The organism is Pseudomonas frigoris (assembly GCF_047758635.1).
GTDB lineage: Bacteria > Pseudomonadota > Gammaproteobacteria > Pseudomonadales > Pseudomonadaceae > Aquipseudomonas > Aquipseudomonas frigoris.
Genome location: NZ_CP180479.1, coordinates 623477 through 648721 on the forward strand (window position 1 = coordinate 623477; position 25245 = coordinate 648721).

Annotated in this window: 21 protein-coding genes; 10 read left to right on the forward strand and 11 right to left on the reverse strand. The window is 59.7% G+C overall.

Translation table 11 applies throughout. The features are described 5' to 3' along the window. Positions 1-195: 195 nt before the first annotated feature. The gene (locus ACMXYH_RS02940; RefSeq protein ID WP_415766245.1) at positions 196-618 is read left to right on the forward strand and encodes a phasin family protein; all 423 of its coding nucleotides are present in this window, start codon (positions 196-198) and stop codon (positions 616-618) included. A gap of 10 nt (positions 619-628) precedes the next feature. After that, on the forward strand, positions 629-1447 hold the full coding sequence (locus ACMXYH_RS02945) for a phasin family protein (protein ID WP_415766246.1): 819 nt from the start codon (positions 629-631) through the stop codon (positions 1445-1447). Positions 1448-1622: 175 nt separating this feature from the next. On the opposite strand, the gene ACMXYH_RS02950 is transcribed toward ACMXYH_RS02945, so the two are convergent. The 10 genes from ACMXYH_RS02950 to ACMXYH_RS02995 all read right to left on the reverse strand — a co-directional run bounded on the left by ACMXYH_RS02950 (position 1623) and on the right by ACMXYH_RS02995 (position 14673). Continuing rightward, positions 1623-2243, reverse strand: coding sequence for a TetR/AcrR family transcriptional regulator (locus tag ACMXYH_RS02950; protein WP_033055348.1), 621 nt, complete (start codon positions 2241-2243; stop codon positions 1623-1625). Positions 2244-2270: 27 nt separating this feature from the next. Further along, positions 2271-3953: a class II poly(R)-hydroxyalkanoic acid synthase gene (gene phaC / locus ACMXYH_RS02955; RefSeq protein ID WP_129439179.1), complete on the reverse strand. Its 1683-nt coding sequence runs from the start codon at positions 3951-3953 to the stop codon at positions 2271-2273. A gap of 128 nt (positions 3954-4081) precedes the next feature. Beyond that, on the reverse strand, positions 4082-4936 hold the full coding sequence (gene phaZ / locus ACMXYH_RS02960) for a poly(3-hydroxyalkanoate) depolymerase (RefSeq protein ID WP_129439177.1): 855 nt from the start codon (positions 4934-4936) through the stop codon (positions 4082-4084). Between the two features lie 155 nt (positions 4937-5091). Beyond that, on the reverse strand, positions 5092-6771 hold the full coding sequence (phaC, locus tag ACMXYH_RS02965; RefSeq protein ID WP_415766247.1) for a class II poly(R)-hydroxyalkanoic acid synthase: 1680 nt from the start codon (positions 6769-6771) through the stop codon (positions 5092-5094). A gap of 257 nt (positions 6772-7028) precedes the next feature. After that, positions 7029-7406, reverse strand: coding sequence for a gamma-butyrobetaine hydroxylase-like domain-containing protein (locus ACMXYH_RS02970; RefSeq protein ID WP_008149540.1), 378 nt, complete (start codon positions 7404-7406; stop codon positions 7029-7031). A gap of 154 nt (positions 7407-7560) precedes the next feature. Continuing rightward, the gene (gene hslU / locus ACMXYH_RS02975) at positions 7561-8901 is read right to left on the reverse strand and encodes an ATP-dependent protease ATPase subunit HslU (protein ID WP_056741167.1); all 1341 of its coding nucleotides are present in this window, start codon (positions 8899-8901) and stop codon (positions 7561-7563) included. Positions 8902-8956: 55 nt separating this feature from the next. Further along, positions 8957-9487: an ATP-dependent protease subunit HslV gene (gene hslV, locus ACMXYH_RS02980; protein ID WP_007899242.1), complete on the reverse strand. Its 531-nt coding sequence runs from the start codon at positions 9485-9487 to the stop codon at positions 8957-8959. A 299-nt stretch (positions 9488-9786) separates the two neighbouring features. Next, positions 9787-10494 (reverse strand): SPOR domain-containing protein, encoded by a 708-nt coding sequence (locus ACMXYH_RS02985; RefSeq protein ID WP_415766249.1) that lies wholly within the window; start codon positions 10492-10494, stop codon positions 9787-9789. A gap of 1 nt (position 10495) precedes the next feature. Further along, positions 10496-12232, reverse strand: a complete 1737-nt coding sequence (gene argS / locus ACMXYH_RS02990; protein WP_415766250.1) for an arginine--tRNA ligase — start codon at positions 12230-12232, stop codon at positions 10496-10498. A gap of 221 nt (positions 12233-12453) precedes the next feature. Further along, the gene (locus ACMXYH_RS02995; RefSeq protein WP_134419666.1) at positions 12454-14673 is read right to left on the reverse strand and encodes a primosomal protein N'; all 2220 of its coding nucleotides are present in this window, start codon (positions 14671-14673) and stop codon (positions 12454-12456) included. A 290-nt stretch (positions 14674-14963) separates the two neighbouring features. Between ACMXYH_RS02995 and rpmE the strand changes: the two genes are divergently transcribed. From rpmE to ACMXYH_RS03010, 3 genes are all read left to right on the forward strand, one after another. After that, positions 14964-15197: a 50S ribosomal protein L31 gene (gene rpmE, locus ACMXYH_RS03000; protein ID WP_028621753.1), complete on the forward strand. Its 234-nt coding sequence runs from the start codon at positions 14964-14966 to the stop codon at positions 15195-15197. A gap of 14 nt (positions 15198-15211) precedes the next feature. Beyond that, positions 15212-16012 (forward strand): thermonuclease family protein, encoded by an 801-nt coding sequence (locus ACMXYH_RS03005; RefSeq protein WP_415766251.1) that lies wholly within the window; start codon positions 15212-15214, stop codon positions 16010-16012. A 183-nt stretch (positions 16013-16195) separates the two neighbouring features. Beyond that, positions 16196-17464 (forward strand): malic enzyme-like NAD(P)-binding protein, encoded by a 1269-nt coding sequence (locus ACMXYH_RS03010; protein ID WP_033055361.1) that lies wholly within the window; start codon positions 16196-16198, stop codon positions 17462-17464. Between the two features lie 241 nt (positions 17465-17705). Here ACMXYH_RS03010 and ACMXYH_RS03015 read toward each other — a convergent pair whose 3' ends face one another. Beyond that, a complete protein-coding gene (locus ACMXYH_RS03015; protein WP_415767649.1) occupies positions 17706-20147 on the reverse strand; it encodes a penicillin-binding protein 1A in 2442 nt (813 codons plus the stop codon). Between the two features lie 218 nt (positions 20148-20365). On the opposite strand from ACMXYH_RS03015, the gene ACMXYH_RS03020 reads away from it, so the two are divergent. The 5 genes from ACMXYH_RS03020 to pilQ are packed head-to-tail and all read left to right on the forward strand — an operon-like array spanning position 20366 to position 25244. Further along, a complete protein-coding gene (locus tag ACMXYH_RS03020) occupies positions 20366-21430 on the forward strand; it encodes a pilus assembly protein PilM (protein ID WP_129439160.1) in 1065 nt (354 codons plus the stop codon). Beyond that, complete coding sequence (locus ACMXYH_RS03025; RefSeq protein ID WP_134419670.1) at positions 21430-21996, forward strand: PilN domain-containing protein; 567 nt, start codon at positions 21430-21432, stop codon at positions 21994-21996. Before ACMXYH_RS03020 ends, ACMXYH_RS03025 begins: the two co-directional genes overlap by 1 nt. Beyond that, entirely contained in the window at positions 21993-22616 is a 624-nt protein-coding gene (pilO, locus tag ACMXYH_RS03030) for a type 4a pilus biogenesis protein PilO (protein ID WP_415766252.1), read from the forward strand. Before ACMXYH_RS03025 ends, pilO begins: the two co-directional genes overlap by 4 nt. Further along, on the forward strand, positions 22613-23140 hold the full coding sequence (locus tag ACMXYH_RS03035) for a pilus assembly protein PilP (RefSeq protein WP_415766254.1): 528 nt from the start codon (positions 22613-22615) through the stop codon (positions 23138-23140). The genes pilO and ACMXYH_RS03035 overlap by 4 nt, the downstream gene beginning before the upstream one ends. Before the next feature lie 13 nt (positions 23141-23153). Continuing rightward, on the forward strand, positions 23154-25244 hold the full coding sequence (pilQ, locus tag ACMXYH_RS03040; RefSeq protein WP_415766255.1) for a type IV pilus secretin PilQ: 2091 nt from the start codon (positions 23154-23156) through the stop codon (positions 25242-25244). The last annotated feature ends 1 nt before the right edge of the window (position 25245 follow it).

Here is a 25245-nt window from a genome sequence, read left to right on the forward strand (position 1 = left end):
CGTTTCACTCGACAGCTCCTACAGGGGCGACGGTGTAGGAACTGTCGAGTGAAACGAGGCTGCGATCTTTTCCAAAAGGCACCACCGATTCATGTCAGTTGTTAGGGTGCCGTTTCTAATTATTCTCACTACTTTGTGCCTGAGCCCGACTCTTTCGCGGGCAGTTCCTCAAACCTTCTGCGCGTGAGGTGCACCATGGCCAAAGTTATTTTGAAGAAAAAAATCGACGCTTCGACGACTGCTCTGAGCGACGTTAAATCTTATGCCCGCAAGATCTGGCTGGCAGGCCTGGGTGCCTACACTAAGGTCGGCCAAGAGGGCAGCGAGTACTTTCAAGAGTTGATCAAGGCTGGTCAAGTTGTTGAAAAGCAAGGCAAAAAAGTAGTTGCCGAGAAACTTGAAGCGGCCAATGCCGAGATCGATGAAGCCAAGAGTGAAGTCACTACTTTCAAAGGTAAAGTCGAACTTCAACTCGACAAGGTCGAGAAGGCTTTTGACTCGCGTGTCGCAAGTACCTTGAATCGTATCGGCATTCCGTCTAAACATGACGTTGAGACACTCTCTGCCAAGCTCGATGAGCTGACGGCATTGCTCGAACGCGTCGCGCGTAAATCTTAAGGAGAACGGGATGGCTGGCAAAAAGAATACTGAAAAAGAAGGCAGCTCGTGGATCGGGAAAGTCGAAGACTACTCCCGCAAAATCTGGCTGGCTGGTCTAGGCGTGTACTCGAAGATCGACACTGACGGCAGCAAACTCTTCGATACATTGGTTAAAGACGGCGAGAAAGCCGAGAAGCTCACCAAGAGCGCTGTCGGCAAGAAAGTCGATGCTGCCAAGGACTCTGCTTCGTCGGCCAAGTCGCGCATCAGCGGCGTGAAAGATCGCGCACTGGGCAAGTGGGATGAGCTGGAAGGGGCTTTCGACAAGCGTCTGAATAGCGCCATTTCGCGCCTGGGTGTACCGAGCCGCAATGAAGTCAAAGCGCTGCACAGCAAGGTCGATACCCTGACCAAGCAAATCGAAAGACTCACCGGTGCCAAGGTGGCGCCTGTTGCGGCGAAAACCGCAGCGGCCAAACCTGCGGCGAAGTCGGCTGCCAAACCGCTGGCTAAATCTGCCGCTAAACCGGCTGCCAAAACTGCCGCAGCGAAACCTGCAGCAGCCAAGCCAGCGGCCAAAGCAGCAGCAAAACCAGCCGCTAAACCGGCTGCCAAAACTGCAGCGGCCAAACCCGCTACCAAGCCAGCGGCCAAACCTGCCGCAGCGAAGAAACCAGCGGTGAAAAAGCCGGCAGCTCCGAAAGCGGCTGCACCAAAACCAGCAGTGGCTGCCGCCAAACCGGCAACCCCGGCCCCGGTCAGCGCATCGAACTCCGCTACTGCGCCGACCCCTGCTGTAACCCCGACTGTCGCGCCAGCTCCTTCGACGCCAACCAGTCAGTCCTGATTTTCAGGGCTCAAGAAAACGCCCGGCCTGCAAAGGTCGGGCGTTTTTTTATGCATAGATTAATGAACACCGCAGATCCACTGTGGGAGCGGGCTTGCTCGCGAAAGCGGTGGGTCAGTCGACATCATTTTTGAATAATAAACCGCTTTCGCGAGCAAGCCCGCTCCCACAGGGGTTATTCGTGTTCTTCGAGGTATTGAAGGGCCAGTTGCTCCGTCGCCACCTTGATCGGCGGCAACAAATGCGGCGCCACCAGCATCATGATCTGGTACACCACCAATCTCACCTCACCCTCGCGATCAAGGATCCGCTGATAGTCCAGCGAGAACAGCAGCGTCATGGTGATCTGTTCCACCAGCTGCCCCAACGCCTGGGTATCGCTGACCAATTGCCCCTGAGCCTTCAATCGTGCGAGCAACGAAGCCAGCGTGCGCTTCAACGCGTTGAGCAGGTTGCGTATGCCCTTGGCCAGTTTCGGCAAGCGCCCGGCGAGGTTCGACAGGTCCTGGAACAGAAACCGGTAATGGGCCAGGCGCTCAACGATCAGGTGCAGGAACAGCCAGTAATCTTCTGGTGCAAGTTCCACATCGGCCGGCGGATCGAGCAGGGGCGCCAGTTCGGCCTGGAAGCGCTCGAACAGTCCGAGAATCAACGGTTCCTTGCCATGGAAGTGGTAGTAGAGGTTGCCCGGGCTGATGCCCATTTCGTTGGCAACTTCCATGGTGGAGACGTTCGGCTCGCCCTTCTGATTGAACAACTGCAAAGCACATTCGAGAATCCGGTCGCGGGTTTTCATCCAGTCTTCTTAATGGTTCGTTGAACGTCAGCGCACACGCACGTAAGTACCGGGTGCTGCCTCCATCGGTGGATAGTTCTGGTTGCCGAGCGCCATGTGGGTTTCTTTTAGCGCGCCTGAACGTTCTTGAATCCAGCCCAGCCACTGAGTCCACCAACTGCCGTCGACTTGCTTGGCGTCGTAATACCAGGCCCGTGGGTCACCGCTCAGCTTCGTGCTCTCGACGAAGTTGGCTTTCGGGTTTGATGGTGGGTTGAGAATGCTCTGTACATGGCCGCTGTTGGACAACACGAAGCGTCGCTCGCCACCCAGCAGCAGGGTCGAGCGATACACCGCATCCCACGGGGTGATGTGGTCATTGATGCCCGCGACGCTGAAGCTGTCGACGTTGACTTTCTGCAAGTCGATCGGCGTGCCGCACACCTCCAGACCTCCCGGATGACTCAGCGGGTTGTGTTTGAAGAAGTCCAGCAAGTCGCCATGGAGGGCTGCCGGCAAACGTGTGTTGTCGTTGTTCCAGTAAAGGATGTCGAACGCCGGCGGCTCCTTGCCCAACAGGTAGTTGTTAACGAAATAGTTCCAGATCAAATCGTTGGGGCGCATCCAGGCGAAGATCTTGGCCATGTCGCGACCATCCAGCACGCCTTTCTGATAGGAGCGACGCTTGGCTGCTTCAAGCGTCTGTTCGTCGGCGAAGAGGGTCGCAGGCGAGTCCATCTGACTGTCGAGCAGGCTCACGAGATAGGTCGCGCTGGAAACCCGCCGAAGTTGTCGCTTGGCCTGTAAGTGACCTTGCAGGGCGGCGATGGTCAGCCCGCCAGCGCAGGCGCCCATCAGATTGACTTCGCGAGCGCCGGTGATCGCCCGGCACACATTCATCGCTTCTTCCACGGCTTCAACGTACGTCGACAGCCCCCATTCGCGATGACGTACATCCGGATTGCGCCAACTGATCATGAAGGTCTGCAAACCGTTCTTCAGGGCGAACTGGACGAAGCTGTTGTGCGGGCTCAGGTCGAAAATGTAGTACTTGTTGATCTGTGGCGGCACCACCAGCAGCGGTTTGGAATACTGCTTTTCGCTCATGGGCTTGTACTGGATCAACTCCAGCAGCTCATTGCGAAACACCACGGAGCCCGTAGTGGTGGCGACCGTTTTGCCGACCTCGAAAGCTTGCTTGGTGACTTGTCTGGGCAGACCGTCGTTGTGCAGGAAGTCGTCGACCAGGTGGCTGATGCCTCGCACCAGGCTGTTGCCGCCGGAGTTGAAGATCTCCTTGATCGCCAGCGGATTAAGCAGGCTGTTGGACGGTGCCATGGCGTCGTTGAGCAAGGCGAACGCAAAGTGGGCCCGGGCGCGATCGTCCGGGGTCATGTTGCTGTCGTCGATCCAGTGTTTGACCTGCTTCTGCCAGCTCAGGTAGGCCTGCAAACTGCGGCGATAAAAAGGGTTGAGGCTCCACGCCGGGTCGGCAAAGCGGTTGTCCTGCGGATTGGTCGGGTGCAGGGTTTCGCCCAGCAGTACGCGGCCCAGTTGACCGCCCAGCTTCAAGGCGTGTCGGGCGGTGTGCACCGGGTTGCGCAAACCATGTGCGGCAACGCTGCGCAGGGTGGAAAACAGATCCCGACCACGCAGGCCGGTAATCGCACTCTGTGCGTTGATGAACGCGGCGGGAGTGGGCAAAAATTCCCTCGCTGGTTTTTCGCGCATGAATCAACACTCCTTCGTCTTCAGGCCAAATACAGATACACCGAACCAGAACACCATAGACGCTGTTGCGGAATGTTGCGCGGCGCTGCGTCTTCCCGACCCCTTTTTGTAACAAAAGCCAGGGCCGATTAGCCGCCCAATGGCGCCGGATGCGGATGCATCACGGCACGCTGACGTTCTTCCTCGAGAAACTTCATGATGATCGGTGCTACTGCTTCGGCCCGGGTAATCAAAAACAGATGCCCGTCATCGATGATGTGCAACTGGGCGTTGGGAATCCGCCAGGCCAGTAACCGCATGTTGACCAACGGAATCAGTGGATCGTCGTCACCGGCCAGTACCAAGGTTGGCTGGTGGATCTTGTGCAGCCAGTGAATGCTGGTCCAGCCGAGGCCGGCGAACAGCTGCCAGTAGTAACCGAGTTTGCCTGCCGAGCGGACCTTGGCGGCATGGCTGGCGGCGAGGGTTGGATCGCGACGGAACGCACCGCCATAGATCATCGGCGCGATGCGAATCACGTGAGACGGCTGGATGTAGCGTCGTGGACTGGCCATCATCCACAGGACTCTCGGCTTGCCCGGCACCATCACCGTGCCAGCCGCCGTGGCCGCCAGAACGAGTTTCTTGCAGCGCTCGGGATAGTCGTAAGCGAACTGCTGGGCCAGGGCACCACCCCACGACACGCCAATCACATTGACTTGCCCGTAGTCGAGATAGTCGAGCATCCGCGCCGTGAGTTTCGCCAGGCCTGGAAAGCGATAGGGTCGCCTTGGCGTCGACGAACCGCCGACACCAGGGACGTCGAAGGCGATGACTTCCAGGTCGGGATCCAGCGCCGCGACGAACGGAAACACCAGCTCCAGGTTGGCGCCGATGCCGTTGAAAATCAGCAAGGGCGTCAAGTGAGGCTTGCCGGGGCGTACCGCCGTGCGGAGGGTCTGGCCATCCAGGTCGACGGTACGAAATATGAACGGTTGCGGCATGCTTCAGGCCCTGTGGGTCACTGTCTCAATTTCACCCCCGATCCCCTGTGGGAGCGGGCTTGCTCGCGAATGCGTCATGTCAGTAGACATCACTGTTGAATGATCAATCGCTTTCGCGAGCAAGCCCGCTCCCACAGGAGGGCGAGGTGTGTCAGTTATCGCTCATGCACATAGGTGCCCGGTGCAGCTTCGCCCGCCGGATAAGCCTTGTTGCCCAAACTGCCCGGAGACTTCTTCAGCTTGCCCGAACGCTCGGCTTGCCATGCCTGCCAGTGCAGCCACCAGGAATCGGTGTGCTTGGTGGAGTTCTCTTGCCACTCCTCAGCCTTGACCGGCATCTCTGTGCTGGTCATGTAGCGCGATTTCGGATTGCCCGGCGGGTTCAGAATGCTCTGGATATGCCCGCTGCTGGACAGCACGAATTCAACCTTGCCACCGAACAGTTGCGCCGACTTGTAGCAGGACTTCCACGGGGTGATGTGGTCGTTGGTGCCGGCCAGGGAGAAGATGTCGGCAGTGACCTGCTTCAGATTGATCGGTGTGCCGCACACTTCCAGTGCATCAGGACGGATTAAAGGGTTGGTTTTGAACAACTCGATCAGGTCGCCGTGGAACGCTGCGGGCAACCGTGTGGTGTCGTTGTTCCAGAACAGGATGTCGAACACCGGCGGCTCGTTGCCCAGCAGGTAGTTGTTGACCCAGTAGTTCCAGATCAGGTCGTTGGGGCGCATCCAGGCGAAAACTTTCGCCATGTCACGGCCTTCCAGGACGCCGGCCTGATAAGAGTGGCGCTTGGCGGATTCGAGGGTTTGCTCGTCGACGAACAGTGCCACGTCGCTGTCCAGGGTGGTGTCCAGCACACTGACCAGCAGCGTCAGGGCGTTGACCTTGTTCTCGCCGATCGCGGCGTAGTGGCCCAGCAGGGCAGTGCAGGTGATGCCGCCAGAGCAGGCGCCGAGCATGTTGATGTCTTTGCTGCCGGTGATCGCGGTGACCACGTCGACCGCTTCCTTGAGCGCTTCGATATAGGTCGACAGACCCCACTCGCGCTGCTCCTTGGTCGGGTTGCGCCAGCTGACGATGAAGGTCTGCAGATTGTTGCGCAGGCAGAAGCGCGCCAGGCTCTTGTCCGGGCTCAGGTCGAAAACATAGAACTTGTTGATCTGCGGTGGCACCACCAACAGTGGGCGCTCATGCACCTGCTCGGTAGTCGGCCGATAGTGGATCAATTCCAGCACGTCATTGCGAAACACCACCGCGCCTTCGGTGACGCCAAGGCTCTTGCCGACCTCGAACGCGCCCATGTTGACCTGGCTCGGCATACCGCCGTTGTGCACCAGGTCCTTGGCCAGATGGGACAGGCCGTCGAGCAGGCTTTTGCCGCCGGTTTCGAAGAAGCGTTTGACCGCCGCCGGGTTGGCCGCACTGTTGGTCGGGGCCATGGCTTCGGTCATGAGGTTGATCACGAAATGCCCGCGAGCGACGTCCTTGGGCGAGAGGTTGCTGTCGCCGATCCAGTCGTGGAGTTCCTTGCGCCACGCCAGGTAAGTCTGCAAGTAACGTTTGTAGAGCGGGTTCTGGCTCCAGGCCGGATCGGCGAAGCGACGGTCATCGCTTGTCGGTAGAAGCTCGGACTTGCCGAACAACACGTTCTTCAGTTCAAGACCGAAATGGGCGACATGCCTGGCGCTGTGAATCGGTTGTCGGATGGCCTGCCTTAGCACCATTCGAGCAGAAGCCAGTAGATCCTTTCCACGCAGCCCAACGACAGGATTCAGCCCCAAGGTGTTTTCCGAGGCCTGATACTTCAAGTCATCGTTATTCTTGTTACTCATCTACGACGCTCCATTGTCCTGAGACGAGTACCTGGGTCCAGCTGTGCAGTCCACAGCCAATGCCAGGTACTACTGCTCGGGTGACCGTTAATTCTGCATCGCTGCTTTTTAGTTCAGAGAGCACTGCAGGTACCTTGCCAGCTCCATTGGTTACCCGAGTTTAATTTTTTTCGCAAGCAGGCCAATCGTCGGCCCGGAAGCGGAGCATTCAAACAGATGGAATTAGAAAATGCCCTCTAATGAGCGAAAGGCCTGATTTAGAGCATCAGCTTGACGATGGATTCGTTCGGATCGCGGGTCTTTCCGGCGGCTTTGAGTTCGGCAAGATAATCGTTCCACAGATCCTCTTGGCGCACGCCCAGCTGGTACAGATATTCCCAGGTGAACAGGCCGCTGTCGTGGCCGTCGTCGAAGGTCAATTTCAGTGCGTACTGACCGGCCGGTTCTACCTTGGTCAGGCCTACGCCGATCTTGCCAAATTGCAGGATAGGTTTGCCGTGGCCCTGGACCTCGGCGGAAGGAGAGTGCACGCGCAGGAACTCGGCGGGCAGGTGATGTTCCTCGCCGGACGCGTATTTCAGCGACAGGGTTTTCGAGGCTTTGTGCAGTTTGATATCGGTGGGGAGTTGGGTCATGACCGGCAATCCATTTGTGTGGGCGAGCTCGGTTCAAATGTGGGAGCGGGCTTGCTCGCGAAGGGGTCATAACATTCAACATCAATGTTGAATGTCAGACCGCTTTCGCGAGCAAGCCCGCTCCCACAGGTCCGCGCTCACTTGTAAGTATGGCTTACAGGATATAACGGGACAGGTCTTCGTTCTGCGCCAATTCGCCGAGGTGGCTATTGACGTAATCGGCGTCGATCAGGATCGCCTTGTCGTCGTGGGCGCTGGCCAGATCACCGGCGCTGAACGACACCTCTTCAAGCAGACGCTCAAGCAGTGTGTGCAGGCGACGGGCACCGATGTTCTCGGTTTTCTCGTTGACCTGCCAGGCGATCTCGGCAATGCGCTTGATGCCGTCCGGCTGGAACTCGATCACCAGGCCTTCGGTTTTCAGCAAGGCACAATACTGCTCGGTGAGCGACGCGTGCGGCTCGCTGAGAATGCGTTCGAAATCTTCAGGCGTCAGCGCCTTGAGTTCGACACGAATCGGTAGGCGACCTTGCAGCTCAGGCACCAGATCGCTCGGCTTGCTCAGGTGGAACGCACCGGACGCGATGAACAGGATGTGGTCGGTCTTGACCATGCCCAATTTGGTGTTGACGGTGCAGCCTTCGATCAGCGGCAGCAAGTCGCGCTGTACGCCCTCACGGGACACGTCGACACCACCGGTGTTGCCGCGCTTGGCGACCTTGTCGATTTCGTCGATGAACACGATGCCGTGCTGCTCGACCGCTTCCAGCGCCTTGGCCTTCAACTCTTCTTCGTTGACCAGGCGGCCGGCTTCTTCGTCACGCACCAGTTTCAGTGCTTCCTTGACCTTGATTTTGCGGCTCTTGCGTTTGCCCTTGCCCATGTTGGCGAACAGGCTCTGCAGCTGGTTGGTCATCTCTTCCATGCCCGGTGGCGCGGAGATATCGACACCGGTCACTTCGGCGACTTCGATTTCGATCTCTTTGTCATCCAGCTGACCTTCGCGCAGGCGCTTGCGGAACAGCTGACGGGTGTTGGAGTCGGCCGACGGTGCGGCGTCGTCGTTGCTGAAGCCCATGCGTGCCGGGGGCAGCAGGGCGTCGAGGATGCGTTCTTCGGCGGCGTCTTCGGCGCGGTGGCGAACCTTGGTCATTTCCTGTTCGCGCAGCAGCTTGATCGCTGCGTCGGCCAGGTCACGAATGATCGATTCAACGTCGCGGCCGACATAGCCGACTTCGGTGAACTTGGTCGCTTCGACCTTGATGAACGGTGCGTTGGCCAGTTTGGCCAGGCGACGAGCGATCTCGGTTTTACCGACACCGGTCGGGCCGATCATCAGGATGTTTTTTGGCGTGACTTCAACGCGCAGCTCTTCAGGCAGCTGCATCCGGCGCCAGCGGTTACGCAGCGCGATGGCGACGGCGCGCTTGGCATCGTCCTGGCCGATGATATGGCGATTGAGTTCGTGGACGATTTCACGGGGAGTCATGGACATAGTAATTGGCGGTCCTCAGGTAAAAGTGAGCCGTGGCGTGGTGGCCAAAACAGACTTACTCAGCGAGGTCCTGCTCCTCAATGGTGAAGGTGTGGTTGGTGAATACACAGATGTCGCCGGCGATGCCGAGGGCGGTTTCGACGATTTCCCGGGCCGACAGATCGGTTTTCTTCAGCAGCGCGCTGGCGGCGGCCTGGGCGTAGCCGCCGCCGGAACCCATGGCGATCAGACCTTCTTCAGGTTCGACCACGTCGCCGTTGCCGGTGATGATCAGAGAGGCGTCTTTGTTCGCGACCGCGAGCATGGCCTCGAGGCGGCTGAGGGAGCGGTCAGTGCGCCATTCTTTGGCGAGTTCGACAGCGGCGCGAACCAGGTGGCCCTGATGTTTCTCAAGCTGGCCTTCGAAACGCTCGAAGAGGGTGAAGGCGTCAGCGGTGGCCCCGGCAAAGCCGGCGATCACCTGGCCGTGGTACAGGCGGCGAACTTTCTTCGCGTTGCCTTTCATCACGGTATTGCCGAGAGAAACCTGGCCGTCGCCGCCCATGACGACTTTGCCGTGGCGGCGAACTGAAACGATGGTGGTCAAGGGAGAGTCTCCACGCAGCGGGGCGAAAATGCCTTATGCCAACTCATATGGGGGTGGTGGAGCGTATTTCAACTGTAGGAAGGGAGAGGGGACGAATGGTGGGGTGACAGCAAGAGGTGGGTTGCGGGTGCTGCCGTCATTCGCGAGCAAGCCCGCTCCCACATTGATTCTGCGTTTGCCATCAAACCTACAAACAACACAGATCCAGTGTGGGAGCGGGCTTGCTCGCGAATGGGGCAGCCCGATGTTTCAGGCCGCCCGCGGCATCTGCCCCAACACAATCGGTGAGGCCATGTTCTTTATCGGCTTTGGCGTTGTTGTAACAACAGGTTGCTGAACCCTGCGCCGGCCAGTTGTTTCTGGGCGGTGGTCAGTTGCTCGCGGTTGCTGAACGGTCCGACCAATACCCGATACCAGGTTTCGTCTTTCACGGTGCCGGATTCAACCGCCACAGCCTGACCGAGCAAGATGATCTGCGCCCGAACCTTGTCCGCGTCAGCTTCCTTGCGGAACGAACCGGCCTGCAGGAAGAACTTGGTCACTGGCGCCGCTTTGGACACCGGTGGCGCAGGTGGCGGAGTAATCCCGGCCAGTGCTGCCTGAGCGCGCGCGGTATCGATCTTCGCCGCTTGCTCTGGCGTAACCGGCGTCGTCGGAATGGCCGGCACTTGTGGCGTCGGCAGGGTTTTCTCCGGCACGGCATCCGGCGGCACGATGACTTCCGATTCCGGCAGCAACGTGTAGAAGTCGTACTTCGGCTTCACCGGTTGCGTCGGGCTCGGCGGGGTCTTGTTGGCCTCGGCGATCTTGGTGGCTTTCTGCTGCTCGATCTTCTCGCGCTTGACGCTCTCGCTGCCCTTGCCCGGTTCCAGTTTCATCAGGAACACAATAAACGCGCCGACCGTCAGGCCGATGGCCATCCACAGCCAGCCCGGGATCGGTTGCTTTGCAGGAGCTTGGTAACGGCTGGCGCCACGCTTGGGTGCAGGTTTTTTCTTGGCAGCCAACTTACATACGCTCCAGAGTTTCCAGACCCAAGAGTTCCAGGCCTTGCTTGAGTGTGCGACCGGTCAGCGCGGCGAGGCGCAGACGACTCTGCATTTGCGCCGGGGTGTCGGCGCTGAGGATCGGGCAGTTCTCATAGAAACTGGAGAACAGGCCGGCGACATCGTACAGGTAGGTGCACAGGATGTGCGGCGTGCCTTTGTCGGAAACGTTGTTCAGCACTTCGCCGAACTGCGCGAGCTTCGCCGCCAGCTCGTGTTCGTGCGGTGCTTCGAGGACGATCTGGCCTTCGACTTCACTGAAGTCCTTGCCGAGTTTGCGGAACACGCCGGCCACGCGGGTGTAGGCGTACAGCAGGTACGGCGCGGTGTTGCCTTCGAAGTTCAGCATCAGGTCGAAGTTGAAGCTGTAGTCGCTGGTGCGGTGCTTGGACAGGTCGGCGTATTTCACCGCGCCAATGCCCACGACCTTGGCGATGTTGCGCAGTTCGTCTTCGGCAAGTGTAGGGTTCTTTTCTTTCACCAGGTTGTAGGCACGTTCCTGGGCTTCGGTCAGCAGGTCGATCAGCTTCACGGTGCCGCCATCACGGGTCTTGAATGGACGGCCGTCGGCGCCGTTCATGGTGCCGAAGCCCATGTGTTCCATGTCCATCGGATGCGTCACAAAACCGGCCAGGCGCGCGACCTGGAATACTTGCTGGAAGTGCAAGGCCTGACGCTGGTCGACGAAGTACAGCGCGCGATCAGCCTTCAACTTGCCACTGCGGTAACGCACGGCCGCCAGGTCGGTGGTGGCGTAGAGGTAACCGCCGTCAGCCTTGACGATGATCACCGGCAGCGGGTCGCCGTCGGCGTTCTTGAACTCATCGAGGAACACGCACTGGGCGCCGTTGCTCTCGACCAGCAGGCCAGCGGCCTTGAGGTCGTTGACCACGTTGATCAGGTCGTCGTTGTAGGCGCTTTCGCCCATCACGTCGGCCATGGTCAGTTTGACGTTCAGCAGTTCGTAGATTTTCTGGCAGTGCGACAGCGAGATGTCTTTGAACTTGGTCCACAGCGCCAGGCAGCCCGGGTCGCCGGCTTGCAGCTTGACCACCAGGCCACGGGCGCGATCTGCGAACTCTTCGGATTCGTCGAAGCGTTGTTTGGCCGCGCGGTAGAAGTTTTCCAGGTCCGACAGCTCGTCGCTGGTGATCGGGTTTTCCTGAAGGTAAGCCATCAGCATGCCGAACTGGGTGCCCCAGTCGCCGACGTGGTTCTGCCGGATGACTTCGTCGCCGAGGAACTCCAGCACCCGGGCAACGCCGTCGCCGATGATGGTCGAGCGCAAGTGGCCGACGTGCATCTCTTTGGCCAGGTTCGGTGCCGACAGGTCGACGACAGTGCGCTGCGCCGGGCCGGCCTTGCGCACGCCGATGTGGGCGTCGGCCAGGGCGGCGTCCAGGCGAGTGGCCAGGGCTTGGGTGTTCTGGAAGAAGTTCAGGAAGCCGGGACCGGCGATTTCGGTCTTGGTGACGTTTTCATCAGCCGGCAGCGCGGCGATGATTTTCTCTGCCAGGTCGCGCGGCTTCATGCCGGCCGGTTTGGCCAGCATCATCGCGATGTTGCTGGCGAAATCGCCGTGAGTCTTGTCACGGGAGTTTTCCACCTGGATCGCCGGCGACAGGCCTTCAGGCAACACACCTTCGTTGACGAGTTGGGTGATGGCTTGTTGGATCAGCTGGCGAATGGTGTCTTTCATGGTGTTCTCTTTCGACCGCAAGCGCGGCGGCGCCTGGATGCGCTAGTGGAAAAACTGGGCATTATCCGTTGCGAAGACGGGCTTGCCAACTATAGCGGGCAGGTTATGGATATGTGGTGACTATTCGGGCCTCATCGCGAGCAAGCTCGCTCCCACATTGATCGGGTGAGCGCCGCAGATCCCCTGTGGGAGCGAGCTTGCTCGCGATAGCGATCGACCAATCAATACAAATCCACGGGATCGACATCAAGGGACCAACGCACCGCCCGCCCGCTCGGCATCTGCTCCAACACCAGCAGCCAGCTGCTTAATAGTCGATGCAGCGGCGCCCGAGCCGTCGCTTGCAGCAACAACTGCGCACGATAACGCCCGGCCCGGCGTTCCATCGGCGCCGGCACCGGCCCCAGCAGTTCAATCCCGGTCAGGTTCTGTTCGGCCAGCAAACGCTCGGCCTCGCTGCACGCCTCATCAAGAAAACCTTCAGCTTGCCCCGGTTTGTGCGCTTCGGCCCGCAGCAGCGCCAAGTGCGCAAACGGTGGTAACCCCGCCGAGCGACGTTCGCTCAACGCCTGTTCGGCAAAGGCGAAATAACCCTGTTCAGTCAATTGCACCAGCAGCGGATGGTCGGCCAAGTGGGTCTGGATGATCACTTTGCCCGGCTCTTCAGCCCGGCCCGCGCGTCCGGCAACCTGGACGATCAACTGCGCCATGCGCTCACTGGCGCGGAAGTCGCCGGAAAACAGCCCGCCGTCGGCATCGAGAATCGACACCAGCGTCACCCGCGGGAAGTGATGCCCTTTGGCAAGCATTTGCGTGCCCACCAGAATGCAGGGCTGGCCCTTCTGTATGGTCGCGAACAGTTGATTCATGGCGTCTTTGCGCGAAGTGCTATCGCGGTCGACCCGCAGCACCGGGACGTCCGGAAACAAAATCCCCAATCGTTCTTCGGCGCGCTCGGTGCCGGCGCCGACAGGCCGCAAATCGACCTTGCCGCACTTCGGGCAATGCCGAGGGACGCGTTCGACGTAGCCACAATGGTGACAACGCAGTTCGCCTGAGCGCTGGTGCACGGTCATTCGCGCATCGCAGCGCTGACACTCTGACATCCAGCCACAGTCATGGCACAGCAGCGTGGGCGCAAAACCGCGACGGTTGAGGAACACCAACACTTGTTGGCCAGCGGCCAGCGTCTGACCGATGGCCTGCTGCATCGGCCCGGAAATGCCGCTGTCCAGCGGACGACTTTTCACGTCCAGGCGCAGGAACCGCGGCTGTTTGGCGCCACCGGCACGCTCGTTCAAGCGTAAGAGTCCGTATCGACCGGTGTAGGCGTTGTGCAGGCTTTCCAGCGAAGGCGTGGCGGAGCCGAGGACAATCGGGATGTTTTCCTGGCGTGCGCGGACCAATGCCAGGTCGCGGGCGTGATAGCGCAGGCCTTCCTGCTGTTTATAGGAACCGTCGTGCTCTTCATCGATGATGATCAGGCCGGGGTTCTTCATCGGCGTGAACAGCGCCGAACGGGTGCCGATAATAATGTCGGCGTCACCGTCCCGGGCGGCGAGCCAGGCTTCGAGGCGTTCGCGGTCGTTGACCGCCGAGTGGATCAGCGCGATGCGTGCATTGAAGCGCTGCTCGAAACGCGCCAGGGTCTGCGGGCCGAGGTTGATCTCCGGGATCAGTACCAGCGCCTGCTTGCCGGCCTCAAGGGTTTCGCGGATCAGTTGCAAATAGACTTCGGTCTTGCCGCTGCCGGTGACGCCGGCCAGCAGGAACGCGTGATAACTGTCGAACCCTGCGCGAATCGCCTCATAGGCCGCACGCTGCTCGGGGTTGAGCGGCAATTCCGGTTGCGCCAGCCAGTGTTCGTGGCGGGCGTCGGGGGCGTGTTTGCGGATTTCGACTTGCACCAGATCCTTGGCCAGCAGCAAATCCAGGCTGTCCTTGCTCAGCATCAGTTTGCTCAACAACTGATGGGCGACGCCGTGGGGATGCTGGGCCAGAGTCGCCAGTGCCTCCCGTTGACGCGGGGCGCGAGCGATGCGCGGGTCATCAAGGCTGGCGCCGGGCGCGGCGGACCAGAAGCGCTCCTGCCGTGCTTCGGCCAGTTCACCCTGACGCAGCAACACCGGCAGCGCCCAGCTCAAGGTGTCGCCGAGGCTGTGCTGGTAGTACTGAGACGTCCACAGGCACAGTTTGAACAGCGCTGGCGGCAGGGGCGGCGTGGCATCGAGCAGTGCCAGGGCCGGCTTGAGCTTCTCTGCCGGGACTTCACTGGTGTCGGTGACCTCCACCAAAATCCCGATCATCTCCCGCCGGCCGAACGGCACCCGCAAGCGCATGCCGGGGTGCAACTGGGCGCGCAGGACACCGGCCGGGGCACGGTAATCGAACAGGCGGCGCAGGGGCGAGGGCAGGGCGAGGCGCAGAATGGCGTTGGGCACGCGGGGGGATCTCGATAAGCGGGCAGTAAAAGAAGTCGGACGCCTATTAATTGTGGGAGCGGGCTTGCTCGCGAATGCGGTGGATCAGACACATCATCGTTGCCTGACACACCGTATTCGCGAGCAAGCCCGCTCCCACAAAGGGCGCGTATTAGGCCGGGAGCCTAGCAGACGGTCGGTCTCAGTGACAGCTTGCGTGATTGGCATTGTCTGGTAGAATCCGCGGCCTAATTATGTGCGGTATTCAACAATAGTGTTGAGTGGCGGCACACTAGCCTGAGGAATACACCATGAAAGCCGATATCCATCCAGCGTACGAAACCATCGAAGTAACTTGCAGCTGCGGCAACAAGTTCGAAACTCGTTCGAACCTGTGCAAGCCACTGGGTACTGACGTATGCAACGAGTGCCACCCGTTCTACACCGGTAAGCAGAAGACTCTGGATACTGGCGGCCGTGTACAGCGCTTCGCAGACCGTTTCGGTGCTTTTGGCAAAGCCAAAGCTCCTGCTGCTGCAGAGTAAGGTTGCAAAGCCCCATGGGCTTTACCTTGCTGATGAAAAAGGCGTCCCTTGCGGGCGCCTTTTTTGTGTCCGCGATTTGGCTTTCCGCTGCCCAGGCCTTCTGCCCGGCGCCGAGCGGGCTGACATCCGTCGCGGTGCAGCGGGTGGTAGATGGTGACACGCTGCGCCTGAGCGATGGCCGCAGCGTGCGCATGATCGGATTGAATACGCCGGAGCTGGGCAAGAAAGGTCGCTCCGACGAGCCGTTCGCGGTGACGGCGCGCCAACGCCTGGAAGCTCTGGTGGCCGCCAGCGACGGTCGGGTCGGTTTACTGCCCGGCAAAGAGAGCAAGGATCATTACGGTCGCACCTTGGCCCATGTCTACAGCGCCGATGGCGCCAACCTCGAAGCGCAGATGCTCGCTGAAGGGCTCGGTTTCCAGGTGGCAGTCGCGCCGAATGTCGATCTGGTCGACTGCCAGCAAGCGGCGGAACACAGCGCCCGTCAGGCCGGACTCGGGTTATGGCGTCAATCCCCTGTACTGAAAGCGGAGCAGATCAGCGCTTCCGGTTTCGCTGTGCTCAGCGGTCGTGTGAGCAAGGTTCAGCGCAATCGCGGCGGGGTTTGGATCGAGTTGCAGGATTCGGTTGTACTGCGCGTTGCACCCAATGTGTTGGGCCAGTTCGATATAGCGGATCTTGAGCAGTTGAAGGGCAAGCAGATAGAGGCGCGCGGCTGGGTGCTGGACCGTTCGCGGCGTGGCGGACTGAAAGAAGGGCAGGCGCGCTGGCTTCTGCCATTGACCGACCCGGCGATGCTTCAGATGGCGCAGTGATAAAAAATTGTAGACATTTTTAATGTAGATTGTGAACAGTCAATCCCTTGTGTTCCGCGGCTCTTGGTCCAAAGTCGTAGGGCCGGGTGCTTGACAGGGGTGACCGGTCAGTCTTGTAGGGACTTTGCGACACGAGTATCCTCGGCGGTCCGTCTGTCCCACAGTAAAAAGCGGAATGCCCATATGTCTGATTTGAAAACTGCCGCTCTCGAATATCATGCCCATCCTCGTCCAGGGAAGCTGAGCGTCGAGCTCACCAAAGCCACCGCTACCGCCCGCGACCTGTCGCTGGCCTACAGCCCCGGTGTAGCCGAACCAGTCCGCGAAATCGCCCGCGACCCTGAACTCGCCTACAAGTACACCGGCAAGGGCAATCTGGTTGCAGTCATTTCCGATGGCACCGCAATTCTCGGCCTGGGTAACCTCGGCCCATTGGCTTCCAAACCAGTGATGGAAGGTAAAGGCGTGCTGTTCAAGCGCTTCGCCGGCATCGACGTTTTCGACATCGAAGTCGACTCCGAAAGCCCGCAAGCCTTCATCGACACCGTCAAGCGCATCTCCATCACCTTCGGTGGCATCAACCTGGAAGACATCAAGGCGCCTGAGTGCTTTGAGATCGAACGCGCTCTGATCGAGCAGTGCGACATTCCGGTATTCCACGATGACCAGCACGGCACCGCGATCGTTACTGCGGCCGGCATGATCAACGCCCTGGAAATCGCTGGCAAAACCCTCGCTGACGCCAAAATCGTCTGCCTGGGCGCCGGTGCTGCCGCCATCTCCTGCATGAAATTGCTGGTGAGCATGGGTGCCAACATCGAAAACATCTTCATGGTTGACCGTACCGGCGTGATCCACTCCGGCCGTGACGACCTGAACCAGTACAAGGCTGTTTTCGCTCACGCGACTGAAAAACGCACACTGGCCGACGCCCTGAAAGGCGCGGACGTGTTCGTTGGTCTGTCCGGCCCGAACCTGCTGAGCGCTGAAGGCCTGAAGTCCATGGCGGCCAGCCCGATCGTGTTCGCGTGCTCCAACCCGGACCCGGAAATCTCCCCGGAACTGGCTCACGCCACTCGTGATGACGTGATCATGGCGACCGGCCGTTCGGACTACCCGAACCAGGTCAACAACGTGCTGGGCTTCCCGTTCATCTTCCGTGGTGCCCTGGACGTTCGCGCCAAGCGCATCAACGAAGAAATGAAAGTGGCTGCGGCCAACGCCCTGCGTGAACTGGCCAAGCTGCCGGTTCCACAGGAAGTGTGCGACGCCTACGGCGGCATCAAACTGGAATTCGGTCGTGAGTACATCATTCCGAAACCAATGGATGCCCGTCTGATCACCGTGATCTCCGATGCCGTGGCCAAGGCTGCGATCGAGACCGGCGTAGCGACCCTGCCATATCCGAAGAACTACCCGCTGAAAAGCGTGGATGACGTGTTCAACGGCTAAGTCGTTGTAGCGCTTCAACACAAAGCCCCGGCTCTTGCGAGTCGGGGCTTTTTTTTGCCTGTGGGTTTTGCAGCGGTTGTGCTGGCCTCTTCGCGAGCAAGCCCGCTCCCACAGGGGTACGCATTCCAATGTGGGAGCGAGCTTGTTCCGGGCGGCGATCCGACGATGGCGGTCTGACAGGCGCCACAATAAAAAGCCCCGCTCTTCTTTCGAAGGCGGGGCTTTTTGCAGCTTCAGGCGATCAGAACAAATCGATCGGCGCCGCTTCATCCGCAGGCAGTGGGCTGCCCGGCGCAGTGCCGTTGCCCAGCTCGTTCGCTGACGGTGGCGTGTCTTCGGCCTTGAACAGCTCGAAGTAGGCGCCTGGCGTGCCTGGGGTGGCTGCACGGCCGCTGACCGGGTCGACTCGCAGGCTGAGGATGCCTTCCGGCTCTGCCTGCGTATGGGGCGGCAGGCCTTTGAGTGCGGCGCCCATGTAACTCATCCAGATCGGCAGGGCGACGGTGCCGCCGAATTCCTTGCGGCCCAGGCTTTCAGGCTGGTCGAAACCGGTCCAGACAGTGGTCACATAATCGGCGTTGTACCCAGAGAACCAGGCGTCCTTGGACTCGTTGGTGGTACCGGTCTTGCCCGCAATGTCGCTGCGGCCCAAGGCTAGGGCGCGGCGGCCGGTGCCGAGTTTGATCACGTCCTCGAGCATGCTGTTGAGGATGTAAGTGGTACGGCCATCGACGATGCGTTCGGCCACGGCCGGCGTTTGTGGCGCTGGCTGAGCGGTCAAGGCTTCGCCCGGGGTTGCGTTGACGGTGAAAGCGTTAGCCGCGACAGGGGCGGCGATGCCGTCGGTGGCGACGTTGCCTTTCGGGACGCTCGGCGGGTTGGCGACGAACAGCGTGTCGCCATTGCGGCTTTCGATCTTGTCGATGATGTAGGGGCTGATCTTGTAGCCGCCGTTGGCGAAGGTGCTCCAGCCGGTGGCGATTTCCATTGGCGTCAGCGTCGCGGTGCCCAGGGCCAGGGACAGGTTGCGCGGCAGGTCCTGCTTGTTGAAGCCGAACTTGCTGATGTAGTCGATGGTGCGGTCAACGCCCAGCGCCTGCAGCAAGCGGATCGACACCAGGTTGCGCGACTTGTAGAGCGCCTCACGCATACGGATCGGGCCGAGGAAGGTGTTGGTGTCGTTCTTTGGACGCCAGACCTTGTCCAGGTACTCGTCGACGAACACGATCGGTGCGTCGTTCACCAGGCTGGCGGCGGTGTAGCCGTTATCCAGTGCGGCACTGTAGACGAACGGTTTGAAGCTCGAACCCGGCTGACGCTTGGCCTGCATGGCGCGGTTGTAGTTGCTCTGTTCAAAGGCGAAGCCGCCGACCAGGGAGCGAATGGCACCGTTCTGCGGATCGAGGGAAACTAGTGCGCCCTGAGCCTGCGGGATCTGGCTGAACTTCAGCGAGTTGTCCGGCTGGCGTTGCACACGAATCAGGTCGCCGACCTGGGCGACGTCCGAAGGCTGCTTCGGATTGGCGCCCATGCTGTTGGTATTCAGGAACGGACGCGCCCATTTCATGCTGTCCCAGCCGACATGTTCGTCACCGGTACGGGTCATCACTTGCAGGCCGGTCTTGTCGACCTGGGTGACGATGGCAGGTTCAAGGCTGCTGATGGTGCGCTGCTTGGTCAGCTCGGTTGTCCAGGCCTCGCGAGTCTTGCCCGGCAGGCGCGACTCCGGGCCGCGATAACCATGGCGCTGGTCGTAGGTCATCAAGCCTTCGTGGACTGCGGTGTTGGCCATTTCCTGCAGGTTGCTCGGCACCGTGGTGGTGACGCGGAAACCCTCGGTATAGGCATCGCTGCCATAACGGCCGACCATTTCGGCGCGGGCCATTTCAGCGATGTACGGCGCATTCACTTCCGGGGTCGGCACGTGATAACTGGCGTTCAGCGGCTCGTTGATCGCGGTGGTGTAGTCGGCTTCGGTGATTTTGCCGAGTTTGTACATCCGGCCAAGGATCCAGTCGCGACGTTCCTTGCTGCGCGCCGGGTTGGCCAGCGGGTTAAAGCGCGACGGGGCTTTTGGCAGGCCGGCAATCATCGCCATCTGCGCGAGGCTGACGTCACGAATCGACTTGCCGTAGTAAACCTGTGCGGCGGCTTCGATGCCGTAGGCGCGGTTACCCAAATAGATCTTGTTGACGTACAGCTCAAGAATCTCGTCCTTGGTCAGCTGCCGTTCAATCTGCAGGGCCAGGAGGATTTCGGTGGTTTTGCGCGAGAAGCTGCGTTCGCTGGTCAGGAAGAAGTTCTTCGCCACCTGCATGGTGATGGTGCTGCCGCCGGACTGAATGTGTCCGCTTTTTACCAACTGTGTGGCCGCGCGCATCAGACTGCTGGGGTCGACACCGTAGTGATTGGCGAAGTTGTCGTCTTCAGCACTTAGTAACGCATTAATGAAATTGGGGGGAATGTCGGCGAACCGGATCGGTGTGCGGCGCATTTCGCCAAATTCTGCGATCAGCTTGTTGTCGCTGCTGTAGACCCGCAAAGGAATCTGCAACTGGATGCTTCTCAGCGCCTCCACGGAAGGCAATCCCGGACTAAGGTAGAGAAAGGCGCCGCTAAGACCGAGGAGCAGTCCGCAGAAAACGGCGACGATGGACCAACCGAAAAATTTCAGCAGACGAATCAAGGCTTTTGGACATCCAGGGCAAAGAATGAATTAGGCATCAGGGTTCAGATAAACAGGGAACGACCCGCGCTTGAAGTAAAAACCGGAAAAAAACGCTGGGCATTATAAGCATTTTTCCGTCGAGGGCGTCATTTGCGCTGCTGTCAAGACGGGTGGTTTGAACGCAACGGATATTACAGAGTCCGTAAGACACGGATAGTCATAGGGAATTGGTAGTGCTAGGACTCTTCAATAAAAAGGCCAACACGCTTCTGGGGATCGACATCAGCTCCACGTCGGTCAAGCTTCTGGAGCTAAGCCGCCAAGGCGACCGCTATCGGGTCGAGGCCTATGCGGTGGAACCTTTGCCCACCAACGCGGTGGTCGAGAAAAATATCGCCGAGCTCGAAGGCGTAGGGCAGGCACTCGCGCGCGTGCTGCTCAAGGCCAGAACCAACCTCAAGAACGTCGCCGTGGCCGTGGCCGGTTCGGCGGTGATCACCAAGACCATCGAGATGGACGCCGGTCTTTCCGACGACGAAATGGAAAACCAGCTGAAGATCGAGGCCGATCAATACATCCCTTATCCATTGGACGAAGTGGCCATCGACTTTGAGGTCCAGGGCGTTTCTGCGCGCAACCCCGAGCGAGTCAATGTGCTGCTGGCGGCCTGTCGCAAGGAAAACGTCGAGGTGCGGGAAGCGGTCCTGGCCCTGGCCGGCCTGACAGCCCGCGTGGTCGACGTCGAGGCCTATGCGCTGGAGCGTTGCTACGGATTGCTGGCGAGCCAACTGGCTGCTTCTCAGGAGCGTCTGACGGTAGCGGTGGTCGATATCGGCGCCACCATGACCACCCTGAGCGTGCTGCACCAGGGGCGGATCATCTACACCCGCGAACAATTGTTCGGCGGTCGTCAGCTGACGGAGGAAATCCAGCGACGTTATGGCCTGACCCTTGAACAGGCGGGGCTGGCGAAGAAACAGGGTGGTTTGCCGGACGATTACGTCAGCGAGGTGTTGCAGCCGTTTCGCGATGCGCTGGTGCAGCAGGTGTCGCGTTCATTGCAGTTTTTCTTCGCCTCCGGTCAGTACAACTCGGTTGATCACATTCTGCTGGCCGGCGGTACCGCGTCGGTCCCGGGGCTTGATCGGTTGATCGAGCAACGATTGGGTACACCAACGCAAGTGGCCAACCCATTCTCCGACATGACCTTGGGCAGCAAGGTCAACGCCGGTGCCCTGGCCAGCGATGCGCCGGCACTGATGATCGCCTGCGGGCTGGCCCTCAGGAGTTTCGACTGATGGCGCGGATCAATCTTTTACCCTGGCGCGAAGAGCAGCGTGAAGTCCGCCGCAAACGCTTTTTGCTGGTGTTGGTCGGTGTGCTGGTGGGGTCAGTGGGGGCGGTGCTGATCGCGAACCAGGCCATCAGTGGCGCTATCGATCGGCAAGTGGCTCGTAACGATTACATCGGCAAACAGATTGCCATGGTCGATGAGCGGATTAAACAGATCAGCGATTTGAAGGCCCGTCGCCAGCAACTGGTCGAGCGCATGCGCATCATCCAGGACCTGCAAGGCAACCGGCCGATCAGCGGGCGTATATTTGATCAACTGGCACGTACGCTGCCTGACGGCGTGTATTTCACCGAGGTGAAAATGGCCGGCAAGTCCTTGTCCATCACCGGAGCGGCGGAGTCCAACAATCGTGTGTCAGACCTGATGCGCAATCTGGATGCGTCCGATTGGTTTGATGCGCCCACCCTCACGGAAGTCAAAGCGACGACCGCCGGTCAGCTGGATCAGGCCAACGTCTTTCAGCTGACCGTTCGTCAGACTCAGCCCGCCGCTGCGGAGGGCGGCAAATGAGGCTGTCTGACTGGTTCGAAGGCCTGCGCAAGATCGACATCAACGACCTGGACACCAATAACATGGGTTCCTGGCCGCCAGCCATCAAGGCACTGGCGGGAGTCCTGCTCATGATCCTGGTGCTTTCGCTGGGCTACAGTTTTTCCATCAGCGACCTTCAAAGCTACCTCGAACTCAAGCGCGAGGAAGAGTCGACCCTCAAGGAGCAATTCGCCAACAAAGCCCATATGGCGGCGAATCTGGAGCTGTATACGCAGCAGATGAAGGAAATGGAGAACTCCTTTGGCGTACTGCTGCGGCAATTGCCCAGTGACACCGAAGTGCCCGGTCTGCTGGAGGACATCACTCGCACCGGCCTGGGCAGTGGCCTGGAGTTCGAAGAGATCAAACTGCTGTCGGAGAACACGCAGCAGTTCTACATCGAGTTGCCGATCCAGATCACCGTCACCGGTGCCTATCACGACCTTGCCACCTTCGTCAGCGGCGTCGCCGGGCTGCCAAGGATTGTCACCCTGCATGACTTCGACCTTGCGCCGGCCAACCCGGAGGGTGGTCCGAAGTTGCGTATGAGCATCCTCGCCAAGACCTACCGCTACAACGACAAGGGGCTGCAAAAATGAGCCCGATTCGTTGTTTTTCGATGGTTGTGTTGGTCGCCGGCCTGGCTGGTTGCGGCAGCGACAATGACTTCAGCGACCTGGACGCGTACATGAACGAAATGCGTTTACGTGCGCCCGGCAAGATTGAACCAACGCCGATATTTCGGTCTTACCCAACATTCACCTACAGTGCCGCCAACCTGCGAAGCCCGTTTTCCCGACAGATCAGAGTCGATCTGGCCGGCCAGAAACACGGCTCGCGCAACGTCAAACCTGATCCGAATCGGGTCAAGCAGTACCTCGAAGGTTTCAACATCGAGCAGTTTGAAATGGTCGGAACGATCGCCAATGCGACCGGCTCCTTCGCGCTGTTGCGCGGGGCGGGCGGGGTGCATCGGTTGAAAGTCGGCGATTACCTGGGGCGTAACGATGGGCGGATCGTCGCCATCAGTGGCTCGCAGGTCGATGTGGTCGAAATCGTTCCCGACGGCGAAGGCGCCTGGCTGGAGCGGCCGCGGACCATCCCTTTGAAAGAGCACTCATAGTGGAACTCGAATAATGAACAGGATTTTCTCAACCTTCGGTATTTCGCTATGGATAGCGTTGCTGTCGCCGATGGTACTAGCGGCCAACCTCAAAGCGCTGGATGTCGCCGCGCTGCCGGGGGACCGCGTCGAGTTGAAGTTGTCGTTCGATGGGCCGCCACCGCCGCCCCACGGTTACACCACGGAATCGCCTGCACGGATCGCGCTGGATCTGCCTGGCGTCGTCAGTCAGCTAAAAAGCAAAAATCGTGACCTGGGCGGCGGAAATGCCCGTAGCGCCACGGTGGTGGAAGCCAAGGACCGTACGCGACTGATCATCAATCTGACCCAGTTGACGCCGTATAACGCACGGGTCGAAGGCAACACGCTGTTCGTGGTGGTCGGCCAAGGTGCCAACCAAACGGCCTCCAGCCCGGCGCCCAAAACACCGCGCGCCGCGACGGCAACGCCAGCCCCGGCGAAAGCCTATACGCCAGGGGGCAAGGCCATCCGGGGTGTGGATTTCCAGCGCGGCACTCAGGGCGAAGGCAATGTGGTCATCGATCTGTCGGATCCCTCCATCGCCCCGGACATTCAGGAGCGCGACGGCAAGATCATCCTCGGTTTCGCCAGGACTCAATTGCCTGAGCCGTTGCGTGTACGTCTGGACGTCAAGGATTTCGCCACGCCGGTGCAGTTCGTCAACGCCAGCGCCACGGGCGATCGGGCCACGATCAGCATTGAGCCCAGCGGCGCCTTCGATTATTCGACTTACCAGACCGACAACAAGCTGACCGTCAGCATCCGGCCGATGACCGTCGATGACTTGCAGAAACGCAACACCGAGCGTTTCGCCTACACGGGCGAAAAGCTCTCGCTGAATTTCCAGGACATCGACGTGCGTTCGGTGCTGCAACTGATTGCCGATTTCACCAACCTCAATCTGGTGGCCAGCGACACAGTGCAGGGCGGCATCACGCTGCGTTTGCAGAACGTACCGTGGGATCAGGCGCTGGATCTGGTGTTGAAAACCAAGGGCCTGGACAAGCGAAAGATCGGCAACGTTTTGCTGGTGGCGCCGGCCGATGAAATCGCTGCCCGCGAGCGCCAGGAGCTTGAGTCGCAGAAGCAGATTGCTGACCTGGCGCCCCTGCGTCGCGAACTGTTGCAGGTCAACTACGCCAAAGCTGCCGATATCGCCAAGCTGTTCCAGTCGGTGACCAGTGCCGAGGCAAAAGCCGACGAGCGGGGCTCGATCACGGTGGATGAGCGGACCAACAACATCATTGCCTACCAGACCCAGGATCGCCTCGATGAACTGCGCCGTATCGTCGCGCAACTGGATATCCCGGTGCGTCAGGTGATGATCGAGGCGCGAATCGTCGAAGCCAACGTCGACTATGACAAAAGCCTCGGCGTGCGTTGGGGTGGTTCGTTGCAGAACAAGGGCAACTGGAACACCTCGGGCGTCAGCAATAATGGGGCTAATGCTTCGTCGACCATCGGTACGCCTGGCAGCACCAGCACCAACTCGCCGTTCGTCGACCTGGGTACCGCCGCCAACACCTCGGGGCTCGGCATCGCGTTCATCACCGACAATGTGCTGCTGGATCTTGAGCTGACGGCGATGGAGAAGACCGGCAACGGCGAAATCGTCTCGCAGCCCAAGGTGGTCACCTCCGACAAGGAAACCGCGAAAATCCTCAAGGGCACGGAGATTCCCTATCAGGAAGCCAGCTCCAGCGGCGCTACCTCGGTGTCGTTCAAGGAGGCTTCGCTGTCTCTGGAGGTGACGCCGCAGATCACCCCGGACAACCGGATCATCATGGAGGTCAAGGTCACCAAGGACGAACCGGACTACCTGAACAAGGTGCAGGATGTACCGCCGATCAAGAAAAACGAGGTCAATGCCAAGGTCCTGGTCAACGACGGTGAGACCATCGTGATTGGCGGGGTTTTCTCAAATACTCAGAGCAAGGTTGTAGATAAGGTGCCATTTCTCGGTGATGTGCCGTATCTTGGCCGCCTTTTCCGGCGTGACGTGGTTTCGGAGAAAAAATCCGAGCTGCTGGTATTTCTCACTCCGCGTATCATGAATAACCAGGCGATTGCTGTGAGTCATTGAT

What these genes read in the sequence shown, in the direction of transcription:
- ACMXYH_RS03025 (WP_134419670.1), top strand. Translation starts at nt 21,430, where the DNA reads ATGGCGCGGATCAATCTTTTACCCTGGCGCGAAGAGCAGCGTGAAGTC.
- rpmE (WP_028621753.1), top strand. Translation starts at nt 14,964, where the DNA reads ATGAAAGCCGATATCCATCCAGCGTACGAAACCATCGAAGTAACTTGC.
- phaZ (WP_129439177.1), bottom strand. Translation starts at nt 4,936, where the DNA reads ATGCCGCAACCGTTCATATTTCGTACCGTCGACCTGGATGGCCAGACC.
- phaC (WP_415766247.1), bottom strand. Translation starts at nt 6,771, where the DNA reads ATGAGTAACAAGAATAACGATGACTTGAAGTATCAGGCCTCGGAAAAC.
- argS (WP_415766250.1), bottom strand. Translation starts at nt 12,232, where the DNA reads ATGAAAGACACCATTCGCCAGCTGATCCAACAAGCCATCACCCAACTC.
- phaC (WP_129439179.1), bottom strand. Translation starts at nt 3,953, where the DNA reads ATGCGCGAAAAACCAGCGAGGGAATTTTTGCCCACTCCCGCCGCGTTC.
- pilO (WP_415766252.1), top strand. Translation starts at nt 21,993, where the DNA reads ATGAGGCTGTCTGACTGGTTCGAAGGCCTGCGCAAGATCGACATCAAC.
- ACMXYH_RS02950 (WP_033055348.1), bottom strand. Translation starts at nt 2,243, where the DNA reads ATGAAAACCCGCGACCGGATTCTCGAATGTGCTTTGCAGTTGTTCAAT.
- ACMXYH_RS02945 (WP_415766246.1), top strand. Translation starts at nt 629, where the DNA reads ATGGCTGGCAAAAAGAATACTGAAAAAGAAGGCAGCTCGTGGATCGGG.
- hslU (WP_056741167.1), bottom strand. Translation starts at nt 8,901, where the DNA reads ATGTCCATGACTCCCCGTGAAATCGTCCACGAACTCAATCGCCATATC.
- ACMXYH_RS03010 (WP_033055361.1), top strand. Translation starts at nt 16,196, where the DNA reads ATGTCTGATTTGAAAACTGCCGCTCTCGAATATCATGCCCATCCTCGT.
- ACMXYH_RS03035 (WP_415766254.1), top strand. Translation starts at nt 22,613, where the DNA reads ATGAGCCCGATTCGTTGTTTTTCGATGGTTGTGTTGGTCGCCGGCCTG.
- pilQ (WP_415766255.1), top strand. Translation starts at nt 23,154, where the DNA reads ATGAACAGGATTTTCTCAACCTTCGGTATTTCGCTATGGATAGCGTTG.
- ACMXYH_RS03005 (WP_415766251.1), top strand. Translation starts at nt 15,212, where the DNA reads ATGGGCTTTACCTTGCTGATGAAAAAGGCGTCCCTTGCGGGCGCCTTT.
- ACMXYH_RS02970 (WP_008149540.1), bottom strand. Translation starts at nt 7,406, where the DNA reads ATGACCCAACTCCCCACCGATATCAAACTGCACAAAGCCTCGAAAACC.
- ACMXYH_RS02940 (WP_415766245.1), top strand. Translation starts at nt 196, where the DNA reads ATGGCCAAAGTTATTTTGAAGAAAAAAATCGACGCTTCGACGACTGCT.